Annotated in this window: 14 protein-coding genes; 10 read left to right on the forward strand and 4 right to left on the reverse strand. The window is 74.2% G+C overall.

The annotated features are described in order from the left end of the window. Window positions 1-179 precede the first annotated feature (179 nt). The 7 genes from OG335_RS06910 to OG335_RS06940 all read left to right on the forward strand — a co-directional run bounded on the left by OG335_RS06910 (window position 180) and on the right by OG335_RS06940 (window position 7,641). On the forward strand, window positions 180-1,718 hold the full coding sequence (locus tag OG335_RS06910; RefSeq protein WP_405010124.1) for an MDR family MFS transporter: 1,539 nt from the start codon (window positions 180-182) through the stop codon (window positions 1,716-1,718). A gap of 97 nt (window positions 1,719-1,815) precedes the next feature. Next, window positions 1,816-2,811, forward strand: a complete 996-nt coding sequence (locus tag OG335_RS06915; protein WP_405010125.1) for a zinc-binding dehydrogenase — start codon at window positions 1,816-1,818, stop codon at window positions 2,809-2,811. A 149-nt stretch (window positions 2,812-2,960) separates the two neighbouring features. Further along, entirely contained in the window at window positions 2,961-3,938 is a 978-nt protein-coding gene (locus OG335_RS06920; RefSeq protein WP_405010126.1) for a zinc-binding alcohol dehydrogenase family protein, read from the forward strand. Between the two features lie 63 nt (window positions 3,939-4,001). Then, window positions 4,002-5,705, forward strand: coding sequence for an FAD-dependent monooxygenase (locus tag OG335_RS06925; RefSeq protein ID WP_405010127.1), 1,704 nt, complete (start codon window positions 4,002-4,004; stop codon window positions 5,703-5,705). A 23-nt stretch (window positions 5,706-5,728) separates the two neighbouring features. After that, window positions 5,729-6,550 carry a 3-oxoacyl-ACP reductase FabG gene (fabG, locus tag OG335_RS06930; RefSeq protein WP_405010128.1) on the forward strand — a complete coding sequence of 274 codons (822 nt, stop codon included), beginning with the start codon at window positions 5,729-5,731 and terminating at the stop codon, window positions 6,548-6,550. Between the two features lie 193 nt (window positions 6,551-6,743). Beyond that, window positions 6,744-7,022 carry a hypothetical protein gene (locus OG335_RS06935; protein WP_405010129.1) on the forward strand — a complete coding sequence of 93 codons (279 nt, stop codon included), beginning with the start codon at window positions 6,744-6,746 and terminating at the stop codon, window positions 7,020-7,022. 121 nt (window positions 7,023-7,143) lie between these two features. Continuing rightward, entirely contained in the window at window positions 7,144-7,641 is a 498-nt protein-coding gene (locus OG335_RS06940; protein ID WP_405010130.1) for a pyridoxamine 5'-phosphate oxidase family protein, read from the forward strand. A 239-nt stretch (window positions 7,642-7,880) separates the two neighbouring features. Here OG335_RS06940 and OG335_RS06945 read toward each other — a convergent pair whose 3' ends face one another. Beyond that, entirely contained in the window at window positions 7,881-10,238 is a 2,358-nt protein-coding gene (locus tag OG335_RS06945) for a chitobiase/beta-hexosaminidase C-terminal domain-containing protein (RefSeq protein WP_405010131.1), read from the reverse strand. Window positions 10,239-11,261: 1,023 nt separating this feature from the next. After that, the gene (locus OG335_RS06950) at window positions 11,262-12,032 is read right to left on the reverse strand and encodes a YqjF family protein (RefSeq protein WP_405010132.1); all 771 of its coding nucleotides are present in this window, start codon (window positions 12,030-12,032) and stop codon (window positions 11,262-11,264) included. Between the two features lie 158 nt (window positions 12,033-12,190). On the opposite strand from OG335_RS06950, the gene OG335_RS06955 reads away from it, so the two are divergent. Further along, the gene (locus OG335_RS06955; protein ID WP_405010133.1) at window positions 12,191-12,760 is read left to right on the forward strand and encodes a DinB family protein; all 570 of its coding nucleotides are present in this window, start codon (window positions 12,191-12,193) and stop codon (window positions 12,758-12,760) included. A 152-nt stretch (window positions 12,761-12,912) separates the two neighbouring features. On the opposite strand, the gene OG335_RS06960 is transcribed toward OG335_RS06955, so the two are convergent. Further along, on the reverse strand, window positions 12,913-13,485 hold the full coding sequence (locus tag OG335_RS06960; RefSeq protein WP_405010134.1) for a TIGR03086 family metal-binding protein: 573 nt from the start codon (window positions 13,483-13,485) through the stop codon (window positions 12,913-12,915). A 553-nt stretch (window positions 13,486-14,038) separates the two neighbouring features. After that, window positions 14,039-15,388 carry a GH1 family beta-glucosidase gene (locus OG335_RS06965; protein WP_405010135.1) on the reverse strand — a complete coding sequence of 450 codons (1,350 nt, stop codon included), beginning with the start codon at window positions 15,386-15,388 and terminating at the stop codon, window positions 14,039-14,041. Window positions 15,389-16,373: 985 nt separating this feature from the next. Between OG335_RS06965 and OG335_RS06970 the strand changes: the two genes are divergently transcribed. After that, window positions 16,374-18,929, forward strand: coding sequence for a glycoside hydrolase family 3 N-terminal domain-containing protein (locus tag OG335_RS06970; protein WP_405010136.1), 2,556 nt, complete (start codon window positions 16,374-16,376; stop codon window positions 18,927-18,929). Between the two features lie 54 nt (window positions 18,930-18,983). Next, window positions 18,984-19,880, forward strand: a complete 897-nt coding sequence (locus tag OG335_RS06975) for an aminotransferase class IV (protein WP_405010137.1) — start codon at window positions 18,984-18,986, stop codon at window positions 19,878-19,880. Window positions 19,881-19,888: the final 8 nt, after the last annotated feature.

Below are 19,888 nucleotides of genomic sequence, written 5' to 3' on the forward strand. Positions count from 1 at the left end.
AGACACTTTCAACGGCCCGCACCTCCAGCCTGCCCCAGGCGGGCGGAATTCGGCAAGGCGCACGGGCGGATCCGTCCGAAGTAGATGCAGGCGCCTGCATTCTTCCTCTACGGTGAGAGAACCAAGAGCACGCCGGTCGGCGCCTGCTCCCGACTGCCCACCGACACGAGGCGGTACCCATGACCCGCGGAACCCCCGAACCCCTCACAGCCTCCGAGACGACGGCACCGCCCTCGCAGACCGGTCCGGCGACGGCGGGGCCCACCCCCGCGGCGAGCAGCGACCTCGACCCGGCGTTCCTGCGCATGGCCGCCGTCCTGCTGCTCGCCCTGCTGATGGCGCTGCTCGACGAGACGATCGTCAACGTCGGCCTCACCACCCTCGGCGGACAGTTCGACTCACCGCTGGCGACCGTCCAGTGGGTCACCGCCGGCTACCTCCTCGCCGTCGCCGCCGCCACGCCCTTCGCGGGCTGGGCCGTCGACCGCTTCGGCGGCCGCACGATGTGGCTCACCGCCGTCCTGCTGTTCGTCCTCGGCTCGGCCCTGTCCGGCTCCGCCTGGTCGATCCAGTCGCTGATCGCCTTCCGGGTGCTCCAGGGCATCGGCGGCGGCATGATCGTGCCGGTCGTCCAGAGCGTCCTCGCCACGACCGCCGGCCCCTCCCGGGTCGCCAAGGCCATGGCCCTGATCTCCCTGCCGCTCACCCTCGGCCCGATCCTCGGCCCCGTCCTCGGCGGCGTCCTCGTCGACACGGTCAGCTGGCGCTGGATGTTCCTGATCAACCTGCCCATCGGCCTGGTCGCCGTACTCCTCGCCCTGCGCACCCTGCCCGCCGACCGGTACGCCGGCCGCCCCGACAAGCGCCTGGACGTCCTCGGCCTGCTGCTGCTCTCCCCCGGCTTCGCCGCACTCGTCTACGGCCTCACCACCGCCGCGCACTCCGGCGACGCCGCCTCCCCCCGGGTGATCGTCTCCTTCGCGGGCGGCGCACTGCTGCTCGCCGGGTACGCCGTCCACGCCCTGCGCACCAGGGTCGAACCGCTCATCGACCTCCGCATGTTCACCGCCCGCGGCTTCACGATGGCCGTCGTCACGATGTTCTTCGTCGGCGCCGTCGCCAACTCCCTGCTGCTCCTGACCCCGCTGTACTACCAGCAGTCCCGCGGCTTCGGGGCCCTGCACGCCGGTCTGCTGCTGATCCCCTCCGGCATCCTGGGCGCGGCCGGCGCCATCACCTCCGGCAAGACGGCCGACAGGGTCACCGCCCGGCTCACCTCGACGATCGGCATGCTGGTCACCGCGGCCGGCGCGCTCGCCTTCTCGCAGATCGGCTCGGGCACGAACACGGCCTGGCTGTCCGTCGCACTCGCCCTCACCGGCTACGGCATCGGCCTGACCGCACCCGGCACCATGGCGTTCATGTACCGGGCCGTCGGCGAGGCCCGCGCGCCCCGGGCCACCAGCGCGCTGTTCATCGTCAACCAGATCGGCGGCGCCCTGGGCATCGCCGTCATCGCCATCGTCCTCCAGACGCGGCTCGACGGCACCGACGGCCACCCGGCCGCGGCGTACGGCGGCTCGTACTGGGTGATCATCGCGTTCAGCGTGGTCGCGGCCCTCGCGGCGCTCCTCCTCCCCGGCTCCTTCCGCGCGGAGGCTCCCCCGCAGCAGGCCGGCACGGACGAGAGCGCCGTCCCCGAGTCCACCCCCGTCTGAGCGCCCTCCGGTCACCGGCCCGCCCGAACCTCCCCCGGGCGGGCCGGTTCCGCGCGTCCGGACCACCCTCCGCAGCGGAAGGCCGCACGCCCCATGGATGTTGGACCAGGAATCCAGCGGCACCGCCTACACCTGGGGGAAGCCACCACAGCCGCCCGCACCCGAGGACACCGTGAAAGCACTCGTCACCACCGCACCGGCCCCGCTCACCCTGGAGCTGCGCTCCGTACCCGACCCCCGCCCCCGCCCGGACGAGGTACTCGTGGAGGTCCACGCCACCGCCCTGAACAGGGCCGACCTCCTCCTCGCGGCCCGCCGCCCGGCCGGCTCCCCCCTCGGACTGGACGTCGTCGGAACGGTCCTGCGCCCCGCCTCCGACGGCACCGGCCCCGCGGCGGGCGCCCGCGTCACCGGTCTGGCGGCGAACAACGCCTGGGCCGAACTCGCCGCGGTCCGCGCCGACCGTCTGACGGTCATTCCGGACGGCGTCACCGACACCGACGCCGTCACGCTCCCCGTCGCCGGCCTCACCGCCCTGTACGCGCTCCGACGGGCCGGCTGGCTGCTCGGCAAGCACGCCCTCGTCACCGGCGCGAGCGGCGGCGTCGGCCGCACGGCCGTGCAACTCGCCCGCGCGGGCGGCAGCGAGGTGACCGCCTGGGTCGGCTCGGCCGCCCGCGGCAAGGGCCTCGCCGACCTCGGCGCGCAGGTCGTCACCGGCTACGACGAGCCGCCCACCGCACCGGTCGACATCCTCGTCGACAGCGTCGGCGGCGACGTGTTCAGCACCGGCTACGGACTCCTGCGGCCCGGCGGCGTCGCGACCGTCTTCGGCAACACGGTCCGGGCCGAGCTGCGGCTCCCCGCCGACTGGGGCCACGCCCGGCCCGGCGTACGCATCGAATACCTGTACCTGCTCGACGAGGTCACCCGGCGCGACGTACCGGCCGACCTCGCCCTCCTCCTCGACCTGGTCGTCGCGGGGAAGCTCACCGCCTCGCCGGGCCTGCTCACGCCCTGGACCGACCCGCAGCGCGCGATCGACGCCCTGTACTCCCGCGAGGTCAACGGCAGGATCGTGCTCTCCATGTGACCGCGCGGCACCTCCGGCGGCAGGCACCGGGCACCGTACGCACCCGCCGCCCGCGCCCTCCGTCCTCCGTCCTCCGCCGGGCAGCACCGGCACGCCGCCGCGCCACCGCGCCGCGGAACCACTCCCCGTCACCGCACCGCGAGGTCCCCATGCGACTGATCAGCTACCACGAGCACGGCTCCCCCGACGTCCTGCGCGTCGAGGACGTGCCCGCACCCACGCCCGGTCCCGGACAGCTGCTGCTGCGCACCGAAGCCGTCGGCGTCAACTTCATCGAGACACAACTGCGGGGCGACACCGCGCCGTTCCCCTCCCCGCTGCCCGGCCGGCCCGGCGGTGACGTGGTGGGCCGGGTCGAGGCGCTCGGCCCGGACACCGACGGCCCCGCCGCCGGCAACCGCGTCGCGGCGTACGGCGTACCAGCCGCGTACGCGGACCACGTCGTCGTCGACGCCGAGCGCGCCCTCGTCGTGCCCGAGGACCTCGACGCGGCCACCGCGACCGTGCTCGGCTCGACCGCCCAGACCGCGTGGAGCGTCCTCGACGCGGCCCGCATCGCCAAGGGCGAGACGGTGCTCGTGCACGCGGCGGCCGGCGCGATCGGGCACGTCGTCACCCAGCTCGCGAAGCTGCGCGGCGCCGGCCGGGTCATCGGCACGGTCGGCTCGCCCGCGAAGGCCGACTTCGTCCGCGCGCACGGCGCCGACGACGTGGTCGACTACCGGCAGCCGGACTGGGCGGACACCGTCCGCGAACTCACCGGCGGCCAGGGCGTGGACGTCGTGCTCGACAGCGTCGAGGGCGCCGTCTTCAAGGACGGCCTGCGGCTGCTCAAGCCCTACGGGCGGCTCGTCTACTACGGCTTCGCCGGCGCCGGCGGCCGGGTCGCGACCGTGGCCATGACCGAACTCCTCGGCCTCACCTACGTGGTGGGCACCTCGCTCGACGCCTGGGCGAAGGCGGACCCGGTGCGGGCCGCCGAGGCCCGCGGCGAACTGGTCCGGCTGGTCGCGTCCGGCGACCTGCGCGTCGCCGTCCACACCGCACTGCCGCTGACCGAGGCAGCCGAGGCCCACCGCGTCATCGAGAGCCGGTCGCAGTCGGGCCGCGTCGTCCTCCTCCCCTGAGCACCGAGCACCGAGCACCCGGCCTGCCCGAGCCCCGAGCCCGAACCCGAGGGAGCCCGCCCCATGCCACAGACAGCGCACCGGCCCGACCCGGCCGGCCGGCCGTCGCCGGAGCCCGGCTCCACGCCGGAGCCCGACGAGACCGTCCCCGTCCTGGTCGTCGGGGCCGGACCCGGCGGGCTCAGCACCGCCGTCTTCCTCGGCCTGCACGGCGTGGCGGCCTCGGTGGTCGAACGCCACCCGGGCACGTCGACCGCGGTGAAGGCCACCGGCCAGTACCCGCACACGATGGAGGCCCTGGCCGTCGCGGGCGTCGCCGGGACCGTCCGCGAGCGGGGGCGCGCGTACCGCAGCGACTTCCACCTGGTCGTCGCGGAGACCTTGGCGGGACCGGTGCTGCGCACGCTGATGAGCGGCGACCAGCTGAGCATGCGGCACGTGTCGCCGGAGGACTGGGGCACCGCCAGCCAGTCCACCGTGGAGGCCGTGCTCGCCGACCGGGCGACCGGACTCGGCGCGCACCTGCACTTCTCCACCCGCCTGGTCTCCCTCGACCAGGACCCGGACGGCGTCACCGCGGTCACCGAGCACACGGTCACCGGCGAGCGACGCACCGTCCGGGCGGAGTACCTCGTCGCCGCGGACGGCTGGCGCAGCGGCGTCCGGCAGTCCCTCGGCATCCCCGTGCACGGCCGCGGCACGGTCGGCACGGTGCTGCGCGTGCTCTTCGAGGCCGACCTGACCGAGCCGCTGTCGCACACGGACGGCGCCGCGGACGGCCGCCGCTTCACCGCCCTGCACGTGGGGCACGCGGTCCTGTTCAACACCGAGGTCCCCGGCCTGTACGGGTACTTCCGCAACCTCACGCCCGAACTCCCGGACGGCTGGTGGAAGGACGAGGAGACCGTCGCCGCGCAGATCCGCGCCGACCTCGGCATCCCGGGCACCGCGCTGAAGATCGAGGAGATCGGCGCGACGGAGATCTCCTGCGGTGTCGCCGAACGCTTCCGCGAGGGCCGGGTGCTGCTCGTCGGCGACGCCGCGCACGTCATGCCGCCGACCGGCGGCATGGGCGGCAACACCGCGTACCTGGACGGTCTCCACCTGGGCTGGAAGCTCGCGGCCGTACTGGACGGCACCGCCGGCGAGGCCCTGCTCGACAGCCACGACACCGAACGCCGCCCCTACGCCGTGGCCCTGGTGGAGCAGCAGTTCACCAACCTCGTGGAGCGCATCTCGCCCGAGCTCGCCGACGACTCGCTCGCCGCGCCGCTGCCGCCGCCGGTGATCGCGTTCGGCCACCGCATCCCCCGCGGGGCCGTCCTGACCGAACCTGGCGACGCGGGGGAGCTGTTCGAGGATCCGGCCCGGCCCACCGGCCGGCCCGGCTCCCACGCCCCGTACGTGCCGCTCACCCGCCCGGACGGCGCGGCCACCTCCACCACGGCCCTGTTCGGCCGTGCGTTCGTGCTGCTGACCGGTCCGGACGGCGCGGCCTGGGCGGACGGCGCCGCCACGGCCGCGGCCGCCCTCGGGATCGCCGTCGACGTGCACCGCGTCGGGCTCGGCACCGAACTGGCCGACAGCGGAGGGGTGTTCGCCGCCGCGTACGGCATCGGTGCCGACGGGGCCGCCCTGGTCCGGCCGGACCGGTTCGTGGCGTGGCGGTCGGCGGGCGCACGGCCGGACCCCGCGGCCGAGATCGAGCGCGCCCTGCGGCACGTACTGCACCGCGCCACGCACCGAACCGCACCGGACCTCCTGTGAGAACCGTCCCGAAAGGACCCACCATGGCAGTGGCAGAAGCAGTCGCCCAGGACGAGAACGCGAAGGCGGGGGCCCGCCGGGCCGCCCTGGTCACCGGCGGTACGAGCGGCATCGGTCTCGCCGTCGCCGAGTTGCTCGCCGAGCAGGGCCACGCGGTGTTCCTGTGCGGCCGTAACGCCGACACGGTCGCCGCCACCGTCGACAAGCTGCGCGGCCGCGGCCTGGACGCCGACGGCACCGCCGCCGACGTCACGTCGAAGGACGACGTCCGGCGCCTGGTCGCCGCCGCCGTGGAACGCTTCGGCCCCATCCACGTGCTGGTCAACAACGCGGGGCGCGGCGGCGGCGGGATCACCGCCGAACTCCCGGACGAACTGTGGGAATCCGTCATCGAGACCAACCTCAACAGCGTCTTCCGGATCACCCGGGAGGTGCTCTCCCGCGGCGGCATGCTGGAGCGCGGCCACGGCCGCATCGTCAGCATCGCCTCCACGGGCGGCAAGCAGGGCGTCGAACTCGCCGCCCCGTACTCCGCGTCGAAGCACGGCGTCATCGGCTTCACGAAGGCACTCGGCAAGGAGCTCGCCCGCTCCGGCATCACCGTCAACGCGGTCTGCCCCGGCTACGTGGAGACGCCGATGGCCGAACGGGTACGCCAGGGCTACGCGACACACTGGGGCACCACGGAGGAGGAGGTGCTGACGAGATTCGAGGCGAAGATCCCCCTCGGCCGCTACTCGACGCCCGAGGAGGTCGCCGGCCTCGTCGGGTACCTCGCCGGCGACGTCGCCGCGTCCATCACGGCCCAGGCCCTGAACGTCTGCGGCGGACTGGGCAACTACTGACCGCAGGCGGGGGCCTGCGCGGACGGGACGGGCGCTCCGGGCCTGCGCGCCGGCCCGGTCGCACGCCCGGTCCGGTGCAGCGGACGGGGAGCCGGCACACCATGTGCGGTGAAGCGTGCGGTGAAGGGGGTGCGGTGAGGGGGGTGCAGCCCGGCTCCATCACCCCTCGACCGACCCCGGCGAGGCTTCTCCCATGCATGGTGAACCCGAACGCCCCGCGCACGGCGCATCACCGGCCCCCGACCTCTTCGGCCTCCCGCTGGCATGCGCACTCTTCGCCCTGGACACCACCGCGACGGCCACCCGCCTCCTCGGCCTCCCTCCGGCCCCGGAGCCCGCCCCCGACCCGGCCGGACCCCGCCGGCCGCGCGCACGGGGAAAGCCCCGGGCCACCCCGGCGACCCGCGCCACCAGGACGGCCGACAGGAACTGCGCCCGCGCCGCGGTCGGCCCGAGGACCGCCGAGGCCTGACGGGCCGGTGCACCGTTCCCGGCCGCGCCCCCGCCGGTGGCGGCGACGGTGCGAGGCGCCCGCCGCCCGGACCTCCTACGCTGGAAAGGCCGGTGGACTACCGCTGGAGGTGGGTGCGACCGTGCAGCCGAGCGAGACGACCGACGTTCTGAACCGTCCGATCAGCCAGGAACTCCTGGCCCGCGGCATGACCCGCCTGGCCTACGTCGCCGAGGACGGCACACCCCGGGTGATCCCGATCGGCTTCGTCTGGAACGGTGCGGAGATCGTCATGTGCACCGTGAGGAACGCGCCGAAGCTGCCGGCCCTGCGCCGCAACCCGGCGGTCGCCCTGACGATCGACACCGAGGTGCACCCGCCGAAACTCCTGCTCGTCCGGGGGCTGGCCGAGCTGGATGTCGTCGAGGGCATCCCGGAGGAGTTCCTCCGGACGAACGGCGCCTACGCGATGACCTCCGAGCAGCGCACCGTCTGGGAGGCCGAGGTCCGCTCGCTCTACGACGGCATGGTCCGCATCGTCGTCAGACCGACGTGGGCGAAGCTGATCGACTTCGAGACGACCCTCCCGAGCGCGGTCGAGGAGCTGGTACGCCGGCGCGAGGAGCGTCGACGCTCCTGACCGCGCGGGGCCCGGGCCGGGTGCTGCTCCCCCGGCCGCCGCACGGCGGGTGCCCGGCCCGCCCCGAGGTGGGCCGGGCATCCGCCGGCGGTGGTGCCGCTCCCACGCGGGAGCGCGGGAGCGGCACGACGGTGTGCAGTGCATGCAGTGCATGCAGTGCGGTGCTGCGTTGTGCGGTGCTGCGTTGTGCGGTTCGGACCGAACCGGGCCGGACCGGGGTCAGGCCAGGTCAGGTCAGGTCACGGGTAGGAGACCAGGTTGACCGGGGCGGTGCCGGTGGGCGTGACGGCCCCGGTGTCGTTGATGATGTGGGTGATGGTGCCCTGGTAGTTCAGCGAGACGGTCAGCAGCGAGTGGAAGCGCACGCCGCTGTTGTTGGGCACCTCGAAGGCGTGGTAGTTGGCCACCGCGGGATTGACGTTGAAGTAGCAGTAGCTGCCCAGGCCCCACGCCTCGTGGCTGGTCACGTTGTTGCCGACCTTGTAGGCGGCGTAGCCGTTGACCGAGGCCGAGCTCTTCCAGGCGGCCTGGTTGGGCACGTCGTAGGGGTTCTCGTTCTGGAAGAAGATGGTGCGACCGCCCTGGCCGTTCCAGACGACCTCGTACTTCTGGTAGTGCTCGACGAAGAGGCCGGTGGCGAGCACGTTGTTGCCGTTGACGATCAGGCCGGTGTCGGCGGTGTTGGTGGTCCAGCCGACGGTTCCGGCGTTGCCGTGGTCGGCGCGCCAGGCCCAGATGTGGTCGATGATCGTGTTGCTGCTGTTGACGACCAGGCTGTTGGTGGCCTTGCCGGCGAGCTGGCCGCCGATCCGGAAGAACACGTCCTGGACGGTGGTCGGGTTGGCGGCGTGGCCGGCGGTCGACCCGGACGGGCCGACGGTCAGCAGCGCCTGCGAGTTGGTGGTGCCGGCGTCGAAGAGCAGGCCCTTGAGGCGGACCCCGTCCACGTCGGCGACCTGCATGGCGTTGACGCCGTTGTCGGGGACGAACGTCGGGTAGCCGATGCCGAGGACGACCGTGTTGGCACGGTTGACGTTGAGCGTCTGGTCGAGGTGGTAGACGCCGGGCGTGACGAACAGGTTGCAGCCCTGGGCGAGGGCGTTGTTGATGGTGGTGGCGGTGTCACCGGCCTTGACGACGTAGAACTGGCTCATCGGCAGGGAGCTGCCGGGGGTGCTGCCGCCGGCCCAGCTCGGGCCCGTCGCGTTGGTGCGCAGGCTCGGCAGGAAGACGCGGTAGCGGTTGGCGCTGTCGACGTACAGGTACGGGACGTCACGGGAGACCGGGGTGGTGGCGAGCACCGTCTCGGGCGGGGTGGGGAAGGTGTTGGCCGGGGCGCCCTGGACTCCGGAGAAGACCATGTTCCACACGCCGCCGTCCCAGCTGCCGAGGCCGCTGTCACGGGTGTACCACTGCTGCTGGGAGATCGAGGCCATCTGGCCGCTGACCTTGCTGTCGGCGACGTAGCCGCCGCTGGCCCAGCCGTAACTGGCCGGGTAGAGGGCGAGGTTGCCCCGCACGTCGATCCGCCGGAACGGCGCGGCCTGCGCCACGGCCCAGCGGTTGGTGCCGCCGCCGGGGTTGATGGCGAGGTTCTCGGCGCTGCGCCAGAAGTTCTGGGTGGCGTTGCCGGCGTCCGAGGCGTTGAAGGCGTCGACGGTGATGTTGCCGTTGATGGTCACATCGCCGGGGTTCTGGCCGAGGCCCGCCACGGAGGTGTAGAAGCCGACGTTGTCATTGACGTTGTAGGTGCCCGGCTTGAACAGGTCGGCCACCCGGTTGTTGCTGAACTGCGCCGACAGCGTGTCCTTCATCTGGTTGAAGTGGGCGTCCAGCTGCGTCTGGATGCTGGCGGCGGACATGCTGGGGTCGTAGATGTGGACGTTGGGACCGAAGTTCGGCGTGTCCGACTGCACCGGGCAGCTGGTCTGGGTGCCGCCGATGGTGTACGCCGCCGTGGCCACCGCGGAGTCGGTGAGCCCCGACGACTGGGCGAAGGCCTTGATGGTGCTGGTGGCGGTGACGCTGATCGGCCCGGTGTACACCGTGGAGCTGCCGGTCGGCGTGGAGCCGTCACGGGTGTAGCGGATGGTCGCCCCGGCGGTGGCGTCGGAGATCGTCACCGTCTGCGCCGTGGCGTACTGCCCGCCGGCGGGGCTGAAGGTCGGCTGCGCGACCTGGCCGCCGGTGCCGCCCCCGCCCTGCGTGTAGCTGAAGTGCGGTGTGTCGTACTGGGGGCCGCTCTTCTCGTAGGTGAACCAGTAGTCGAGGACGTTGCCGGTGGCGAGGCCGCTGACGGTGTGCGTCCAGGTGCCGGAGCCGTTGACCATCCGGACGTTCTGCTGGTTGGCCGCGTTGACCAGGTAGTGCACGTCGACGTAGACCGCCGCGGTGGTCGGCGTGAACGAGATCTTCGCCTGGGTGGTGCTGGTCGCGGCCACGCTCTGCGTGTAGTCCGGGTCCGCGGCGGCGGCCGTGACCGCCGGCACGAGGCCGAGCCCGCTCAGCAGCAGCGCCAGGACGGCCAGCAGCAGGGGTATGCCGCGGGCGCCCTGCCGCGGCCGCGGCAGGCGCGGGAGAGTTCGTTGGAGCGTCATGTGGGGTGGTCCTTCCCTGTTCATCGCGGTGCGGGGTGTGCGACGGCACGGGACGGCACCGGCCGACCCCTGAGGGTCCGGGCCGGAGTCCGGGACACGGGCGAGCGCTGCTCCATGGGTGCGGTCGCTGGGCAGCGGCACGAGCACGGCGGGAGGGGCCCCCGGCAGGTGCCACGCGCGGGGCACGCCTGACCACGCCCGGACGGAGCCGGGCGGGCGCGGCGGCAGCCCCGGTCGGTGGGACGCCTACGGCGTCGGGGGCCTCCGGGCGGTCGCGGGGCGCGACCGGGCGGGCGGCACTCCGGTCCTGACCGGGGTCGGGGTGAAGGAAGGCACGGCCTTCTCCTTCGTGACGTGCATCGCTGCGCCAGGCCCTGGCGGGATCCGTGCGGACCGATGGTGGAGGCGGTCCGGGCACGGAGCCGCAGTGGGCTCTGCGGGCCGAAGCAGTGATGGGTGGGTGGGGGTGGGGCGAGGGCGCTCGGCGGTGCGGGGCGGGGGTGCGGGTGCGCGCGAGGTGGGCCACGACGCGCACGGTGAGAGCGCTCTCAGTTCCAGGACGGTACCAGCCTCCGACGGGGCGGCCAAGGGGCAGCACGAGAAACGCATCAGTGCTTCTGTCTCGTAACTTCCCTACCGGCCAGGGGTTCTGACCGATTCCCGCCCCAGCGCCGCTTCGGCTGCGGGTACCCCGGCCGGCCGGCCGACTCCGCCCGCACCGCACCGGAGTGGGCGGACGGCGCCCGGTCGGCCCGGGCGCCACGACGACCGGCCGCGCCACCGCGGGTGACTGGGCCTCTGACCAGCGAATCCACCGCCCACCCCGCACGAACCCCTGGCCCTCCGGCCGTCGGCGATCACCTCCCGCCCGGCCCGGCACCGCGGAGAACGGCCGCTCCACGGGGTTTCGACCGCCGCCCGGCGGCTCGTCAGGGCCCGTAAAGAGAGCGCTTTCAGTCACCCCGGCAGCCGAGCCGACCGGGCACGCGGGTCACGACCACGGGACCCCGGGGCCGTTCCCGTTCAGGAGGCCGGCGCGCCGGGCGGGCGCAGCGGGCCGCCGAACCGCACCGGCACACCCGGCGAGTACAGGACGCTGACCGGCGCCCCGACCGGCTCCGGGAGCCCGGCGGCGGCCACCAGGTCCTCGCTGCACCCGACCAGTTCGGCGCGGTGCAGCGGCCAGCGCGGGTGGGTGTTCGGGAGGTACACCGGGCGGCCGAGGAAGGCGCTGTGCATCCCCCAACGTGCGGTCAGGAAGTGCTCCAGCTCGGTCGGTTCGCCGATCGGTCCGCCGATCCGTACGGAGATCCGGCTGTGCGCGCCACGCGGCCCGGGCCAGCGGCGGCGGCTGGTGTAGGTGAGGGTGTCGCCCTGCCGGTCGATCGCCATCCGGGCCCAGACGTACGGCAGGCGGAAACCCAGCCGGGCCATCGCCACCGGGACGAGGCGGGCCGCTTCGAGCGAGCGGAACACCACGCCGCGCCGCCCGTGCTCGTCCACCGAGTAGAGCCGCACGTTCGTCTCCGGGAACGTCCCGAGGTACGGCACTCCCGGCAACCGGAACCAGCCCACCCGGTGCATCCGGAACGCCACCAGGCCCACGTACGTCACCCCGCCCAGCACGTCCGGGCGGGTGCGGGGCGGGAGCAGCGGCGCCACGTCGGCAGGGTCCGCGGCCCAGTGCAGGAAGGTGAGGTCGAGCCACGACTGGGTGAGCAGCGTGCCGGGCACGGCCCGTGCAGGGTCGGCGGTGACGGGTTCCGGGGCGGGCACGCGAGCGTTCGGGGCCATGCGTCGAGCATAGGAGCCGCCGGGTGGGGCGCGGGCCTGACGACGCCCGCGTCCGGCCGTCCGGCCGGAACGGCGGGCCGGCGGCTCGGCGGAACGGCGGCTCCGCGGGCCGCACACCAGCCGAAAAGCACTGGCGGGTCCGGCGCCCACGGACGAGCATGCACCGTATGAACGACCAACCCGAGCGATGGACCCAGGCCACCGTCTACCCCGACATGTGGGCCGACCCGGACGACGACCCCCGCAACAGCGAGGGGGTCAGCCCGGACGGCGAACTCGACACGCTCCAGGACTTCCTGACGAACTACCGCGCGACGCTTCGGATGAAGTGCGAAGGCCTGGACGCGGAGCAGCTGGCCCGCCGGTCCGTCCCGCCGTCGACGATGTCGCTGCTCGGCCTGATCCGGCACCTCGCCGAGGTCGAACGGGACTGGCGCAACTGGATCACCGACGGCGACCCGCTGCCGAAGCTGTACGGCGTGCGTGACGGGGACTTCGACGGAGCCGTCGCCGACCGGACCGTGGTCGACGCCGCGTACTCCGCACTCGCGCGCGAACAGGCCGCGACCGACGCCGCGCTGGCCGGACACCCCGATCTCGGCGAGCGGCTCGGAAAGGACGGCATCGCCGTCCGGGAGCTGCTGGTGCACCGGATCGAGGAGTACGCCCGCCACTGCGGGCACGCCGACCTGCTGCGCGAACGCGTCGACGGCAGGGTGGGCCAGTGACCGGGCCCCGCCCGGCCGCCTGAGCACGCCCGAGCCGGTCCGCCCCCGGGGTGGAACCGTCACAGCCGGAGCGGGGGCTGTGCGGCCGCCTCGGGGTCTTGGCCCGTCACGCCGCCGTGGCGGGTGGTGCCGCACGCGCGGGTGCGTTGGTGCTACTCCGGGTCGCGGCCGGTGAAGGCGAGCAGGCGCCGGTGGGCGGGGGCGTCGGCCGGGGCGGGGTGTGCGGCGGCGAACATCCCGGGGCGGCGGAAGGCGTCGAAGTCCATGTCGTGCATGGTCGCCAGGAGGGCCGCGCACTGCCGCTGGTCGACGATGCCCTCCTGGCCGGTGGCGACGGCGAGGTCGGCGCCGTGGACGAGGAGCTCGGTCAGGTGGATCAGTGCGGCCAAGGGGCCCGGTACAGGGCCGAAGCCCAGCCGCACGGTGGTGCCGAGGGCGTCGGGGCGGTGCCAGGCGCCGCGGTCGAGGACGGCGGCGGCGGTGAAGGCGGCGTGGTGGTCTGCACCCAGCCAGTCGGCGTGGTGGTCGGCGCCCGGGTGGGTGCCGGAGAGTTCTGCGGCGAAGACGCGCATGCCGCCCACCAGGTGGTTCAGTTCGGCACGGACGTCCCAGCCGGGGCAGAGGGACGGCGTCGCCAGGTGCTCGGGGGTGGTGCCTTCGACGATCCCGGTCGCCATGTCGAGGGCGGCGTCGATGCGGTGGATCACTGAGGTCGTGGTGCTCATCATGTCTCCGGTCGTCGGGCGGGCGGGCGGTCGTCGGGCGGGCAGGCGGTCGGGCCGGGGCCGCGGCGGTGAGGGCGCCGCCGGGCTCGGGGCGGACGCGGGTGGCAGGCCGGGCCTGGAGGCCTCCGGCCCCGGCGGTTGCGGGTGACGGACGTACGGGGTTCGAACGATCAGCTCACCGCCGACCCGCCGGGGCCGGCCCGCCGAGCCCCCTAAAGCAGCTGTCGACTGCCTTAGTGACGATAGGGCACTCGGGGCCACAAACGCAATCAGCGGCTGCGTTAACCTGATGGCATCGCAGAGGCCGCGCAGGCCCGGAGGCCGCAGCGGCCGGGTGCGAGCGGCGGTGCACCAGGCGGTCACCGATCCGGGGGCCGAGCGGGGACACGGCGATTTCACCGTCGGCGAGGTCACGGCGCGGGCGGGGGTGGCCCGCAGCCGGACTCCCGGCGGCCGCGGCCGCCACGGGAACGGGCCCGTCCCCGCACCTCGGACACGGTGCGGGGACGGGCCCGGGTGCGGGGAGGCACCCCGGTGCGGGGACGGGCTGCGGTCAGCGGGCCGTCCGGCGGCGGTGCTCGGCGATGAGTTCGGCGTACCGGCGGCCGCTGCTCTTGACGGTGCGGCGCTGGGTCTCGTAGTCGACGTGCACGAGGCCGAAGCGCTTGTCGTAGCCGTACGACCACTCGAAGTTGTCGATCAGGGACCACACGAAGTAGCCCCCCAGCGGGGCACCCTGGGCGACGGCGCGGGCGCAGGCCGCCAGGTGGCTCTCCAGGTAGGCGGTGCGCTCGGGGTCGTGGACGCTGCCGTCGGGCGCAACGGTGTCGTGGTAGGCCGCGCCGCTCTCGGCGACGTAGATCTTCTGCGCGCCGTACTCCTTGGTGAGGCGGAGCAGGAGGTGCTCGATGCCGGGGGCGTGCACCTCCCAGTCCATGGCGGTCCGCTCCTCGTTGGGGCCGGGCACCATGCGGGCGTAGGGGGCGGGACCGGTCGGGTCGTCGGTGACGATCTGCCGGAAGTAGTAGTTGAGGCCCAGCCAGTCGAGCGGCGCGGAGATGAGGTCGAGGTCGCCGTCCTGGATCGGCAGCTCGACGCCGTAGAGCTTGACCATGTCCTCGGGGTAGCCGCGGCCGTGGATCGCGTCGAGCCACCAGCGGTTGATGTGACCGTCGGCGCGCAGCGCGGCGGCGCGGTCGGCCTCGCTGTCGGTGGCGGGCAGCACCGGGCTGAGGTTGTTGACGATGCCGATCTGCGCGTCCGGGATGCGCTCGCGCAGCGCGCGGACGGCGAAGCCGTGGCCCAGGTGCAGGTGGTAGGAGGCGCGGACGGCTGCGGTGAGGTCGGTGAGGCCGGGGGCCATCCGGCCTTCGAGGTGGCCGATCCAGGCGGAGCAGAGCGGCTCGTTGAGGGTGGCCCAGTGCTTCACCCGGTCGCCGAGGCGGTCGGCGACGACCTCGACGAACTCGCCGAAGCGCTCGGCGGTCTCGCGGACGGGCCAGCCGCCGCGGTCCTGCTGGGCCTGCGGGAGGTCCCAGTGGTAGAGGGTGGGGAAGGGGGTCATGCCGGCTTCGAGGACGGCGTCGGTGAGCCGGTCGTAGAAGGCCAGGCCGGCCTCGTTGACCCGGCCGTCGGCCTGCGGCACGACGCGCGGCCAGGCGATGGAGTACCGGTAGGCGCCGAGGCCGAGCTCCTTGGCGAGGGCGAGGTCCTCCGGCCAGCGGTGGTAGTGGTCGCAGGCGACGTCGCCGGTGTCGCCGTTGTCGACGTTGCCGGGGATGTGGGAGAAGGTGTCCCAGATGGACGGGGCCCGGCCGTCCTCCGTGGCGGCGCCCTCGATCTGGTAGGCGGCGGTGGCGGCGCCCCACACGAAGTCGTCGGGGAAGGCGCTGAGGTCGTTCACGAGGTGCCTCTCATCAGGGGGTCGTGGAGCGTCGTCCGCCGGGGTCCGGGGGACGTCCCCGGGGCCCGGCGCGGCGGTCCGCGGACGGCGCCGGGGCGGGCGGGGTGGGAGCCCGGGGGTGGGGAGCCGGGGGTTGCGGGTGGGCGGGTGCGCACCTGCGAGCTCTCCGGGGTGCGCGGCGCGGCGGCGGGGGGCCGTCGTGCGGGCGGTCGGTGGTGCTCGGGGGATGGATCCGCCGGCGCCGGACGCGCCGCGCAGCACGGCGGCACGGCGGGGCGGACGGGACGGCCGCCAGCGGTGCACGCCCCCCACCAGGGGCGATCTGCCGACGGCCCGGTCGGCACCACTGTCACTGACGGTTGATCAAGAAGGCTCCCGGCGGGCGGATTTGCGGCTCGCCGGGTTACTTCGAGCCATGATTTAACCTGTGAGAAAAGCCACCGTCAAGAGGATGGGGGTACGACTCCGGCCTCTCCCGCCTCCCCCGGAACGGCCGGACCCGGCATGCGCGCCGGGCGCGCGCGGGGCGTGGCGGCACGCGCGGCGGAACGGGACGACCGGAGGAGAGCGCTCTCCCCTACACCCTCGACAGCCCGGGGAACAGGGCCCCCGGCCTGGGAGTTCCACCCCTACTCCGGCCCCGTATCAGGGTTGACAGCCCTTCAGTCGGGTGCAAAGGTTCAGCGCGGACCGGAGAGCGCTCTCCTTACGGTGATCACCGTCGCGGCGACTCCCCTGGCTCCGGAGCACCGCCGGCACGCACCCGCACCGCCCGCGCGACCCGCACCGCCCGCACCGTCCGCGCGACCCGCCCCGATCCGCCCCGCCCGTGCCACCCCGCCTCGCCCCGTGCCACCCCGTGCCCGACCGGTGCCCGCTCTCGTCCCGCCCGAACCCCCACCCACCCGCACCCCGCCCGCACCCCGCCGGTGCGGCTCCCGCGCACGACCGCCCGCCCTCGGATCCGCACGTCACGGAGGATCATGTGATCCGGCTCGACCACCTTCCGGAATGGCCCGCGCTGCAGTCGGACGTCCCCCGGGACCCGGCCGTCGAGGAGGCCGCCCGCGGCATCCTCGCGCAGATGACCACCGAGGAGAAGCTCGGGCAGATGATCCAGCCGGACCTCGTCGAGCTGACCGCCGACGACGTCCGGACGTACCGCATCGGCTCCGCGCTGAACGGCGCCGGCCGGTGGCCGGGCGGCAACCGGCGGTCCGGTGCGCGGGAGTGGGCCGAGACGGTCGGCGCGTTCTGGGAGGCGTCCGAGGAGGCCTTCCGCGACCGGCCGTTCCGCATCCCGTTCATGTGGGCGACCGACGCGGTGCACGGCCACAACAACGTGTACGGCGCCACCGTCTTCCCGCACAACATCGGCCTCGGCGCGGCCCGCGACCCGGAGCTGATCCGCCGGATCGGCGAGGTCACCGCCCGGGAGATCGTCGCCACCGGCATGGACTGGACGTTCGCGCCCACCGTCACCACCCCGCGCGACCGCCGCTGGGGCCGCCACTACGAGGGGTACTCCGAGGACCCCGAGATCGTCCACCGGTACGCCCGCGCCATGGTCGAGGGCCTGCAGGGCGACACCGCCGGGCTCCGCTCCGACACCCGGGTGCTCGCGTGCGTCAAGCACTGGGTGGGTGACGGCGGCACCTTCGAGGGCGAGGACCGCGGCATCGCCCGCTGCACCGAGGACGTGCTGCGCAACGTCCACGCGATGGGCTTCTTCTCCGGCATCGAGGCCGGCGCGCAGTCCGTCATGGCCTCGTACAGCGGGTGGGAGGGGTCCGGGCGCAGCGAGCCCCGGATGCACGGCAGCCGCTACCTGCTGACGGACGTGCTGAAGGACGCCCTGGGCTTCGACGGCATCGTCATCGGCGACTGGGACGCCCACCCGTACGTCGAGGGGTGCAGCGACGGCGAGGCCGGCAACGTCATCCGGGCGGGCGTCGACGTCCTGATGATCTCGGCGCGGGAGAACTGGCAGGCCGTGCACCGGGCGGCGCTCGCCGAGATCCGGTCGGGCGCGATCCCGATGGAGCGGGTCGACGACGCGGTGCTGCGCGTGCTGCGGGTCAAGCTGCGCGCCGGGCTGTGGGAGAAGCCGCGTCCGCAGGACCGTTCCCTGGCGGGCGACGCGGCGGTGCTCGGCGCGCCCGCGCACCGGGCGCTGGCCCGCGAGGCCGTCCGCAGGTCGCTGGTGCTGCTGAAGAACGACGACGGCGCGCTGCCGCTCCCCCGCACCGCGCGGGTGCTGGTGACGGGCAGCGCGGCCGACGCCGTGCAGAAGCAGACCGGCGGCTACACCGTGACCTGGCAGGGCGACGACATCGGCATCGAGGACTTCCCCGGCGGCGCGACCCTCGCGACCGCGGTGGCGGAGGTCGTCGGCGCCGACCGGTGCACGGTCGACCCGTTCCTGGAGCACGCGGACCCGGCGGCGCACGACGTCGCCGTGGTGGTGATCGGCGAGGACGCGTACGCGGAGATGTTCGGCAGCATCAGGCCGTGGCGCAGCATCGCGTACGCGGCGCTGAAGCCGTCGTACGCGCGTGACCTGGAGACGCTGCGGCGGCTGCGGGCGGCCGGGGTGCGGGTCGTCACGGTGATGTACGGCGGGCGGCCGCTCTACACGACGGAGGAGATCAACCTCTCCGACGCGTTCGTCGCCGCGTGGCTGCCCGGCCCGGACGCAACGGGCGTCGCGGACCTCCTCTTCGCGGCGGCGGACGGCGCGGAGGCCTACGACTTCCGGGGCCGGCTGTCCTTCGGCTGGCCGCGCCGGCGGCACGCGGCCGCGGTGAACCGGACGCCGCGTCACATCCCGGGCCACGTGGTGCCGGAGGGCGAGAGCGCGCCGACCGGGCCGGACGAGCCGCTGTTCCCGTACGGTCACGGTCTGACGCTGCGCGGCGACGGGGCGGGCACCCGGCTGGGCGTCCTGCCGCCGGACGTCGACGAGCCGGGGTCCGGGGCCCCGGAGTCCGCGGTGCCGTACGCCGTGGACGCGCCGGTCGAGCTGGGCCCGGCGGAGGGCCCGGCGTACGTGCTGCGCGTCCGTGCGACCGACCACGGCCCGCGCGATCTTCCCTGCGGGCGGAGCACCTCGACCTCGTTCGTCTCCGCCGAGCCGGTGGGCCATCCGGCGGGCGGCGCCGCGCTGTCGCTGTCGTTCAAGGGCACCCGCACGTTCGTCTACACGCAGTCCCGCGACGGGGGCCACCGGGATCTGCGCGGCCTGGTCGCGGCGGGCGGCCGACTGGCCTTCGACGTGCGGGTGGTGGAGCCGCCGGCCGGGCCGTTCCACCTGGCCTGCCACGACGACTACCCGCAGCAGCCCGCGCTGGACATCTCCGCCCGGCTGCGCGCGCAGCCGTTCGGCGAGTGGACGACGCTGGAGTTCCCGCTCGCCGAACTCGCTTCGGAGGGCATGGAGTTCGACCACGTCGACGTGCCGTTCCAGCTGTGGACGGAGGGCCGGGCCCGCCTCGACGTCGGCAGGGTCCGCCTGCTGCCGCCGCGCGAAGACGAACACTGACCGAATCCCCTGGGGGCACGGCGCCGCCTGCCCCGGACACCGAGGTGTGGAGCCATGGGCAAGAGAATCATGTGGTTCGACGGGGCCTGCGTGCCGTGGGAGGACGCGCGGGTCCACGTCTGGGACGAACTGGCGCTGCGCGGCGCCAACGTCTTCGAGGGCGTCACGGCCTTCTGGGACGACGCGGAGCGGCAGCACCGCATCCTCGCCGGTGAGGAGCACCTGGAGCGCCTCTTCCGGTCCGCGCGGACGGCCGACATCCCGGCGCCCGCCTCGGCGGAGGAGGTCCGCGCGGCCCTCGCCGGGGTCGCCCGGGAGCTGCCCGGCACCGACGTCTACCTCCGCCCGACGTTCTACGCGGCACGCGGCCGCTCGACCCTCGCCGCCGACAGCGAGGGCGCGATGTACATCGGCGGCTTCCCGTACGCCCCGAGCAGCCCGCCGCTGGTGCGAGCGGTCGTCAGCAGCCACCGGCGGTACGGCGGCCCGATCGGCGCCGGCGCGAAGTCCGGCGGCTCGTACCTGGACTTCCGGGTGTTCGAACGCGAGCGGCTGGAGCGGGGCGTCGAGCACGTGCTGATCCTCAACGACCGGGGCAACGTCGCCGAGGCGGACGGCGCCGCCATCCTCCTGGTCGGGGACGGCAGGGTGCTCGTGCCGTCGGTCGACACCGGTGTCCTCGACTCGATCACCAAGCGGATCGTCCTCGACCTCGCCCGCGGACTCGGCTACGCCGTCTCCGAGCGCGGCGTGCTGCGCGAGGAACTCCACGGCAGCCAGGTGCTGCTGGTCGGCACCCTGATGGGCCTGCGGCCGGTCGACACCGTCGACGGCGTCCCCGCCGGCCACGGGCCGGGCGCCGCCTGCGCCCGCGCCCTCGCCGAGGAGTACGCCCGGCTGTGCCGCGGCGAGCACGCCCTCGCGAAGACCTACCTCACCCCTCTGGCGTGAGCCGGCCC

Source organism: Kitasatospora sp. NBC_01539, assembly GCF_045040525.1.
Taxonomy (GTDB): Bacteria; Actinomycetota; Actinomycetes; order Streptomycetales; family Streptomycetaceae; genus Kitasatospora.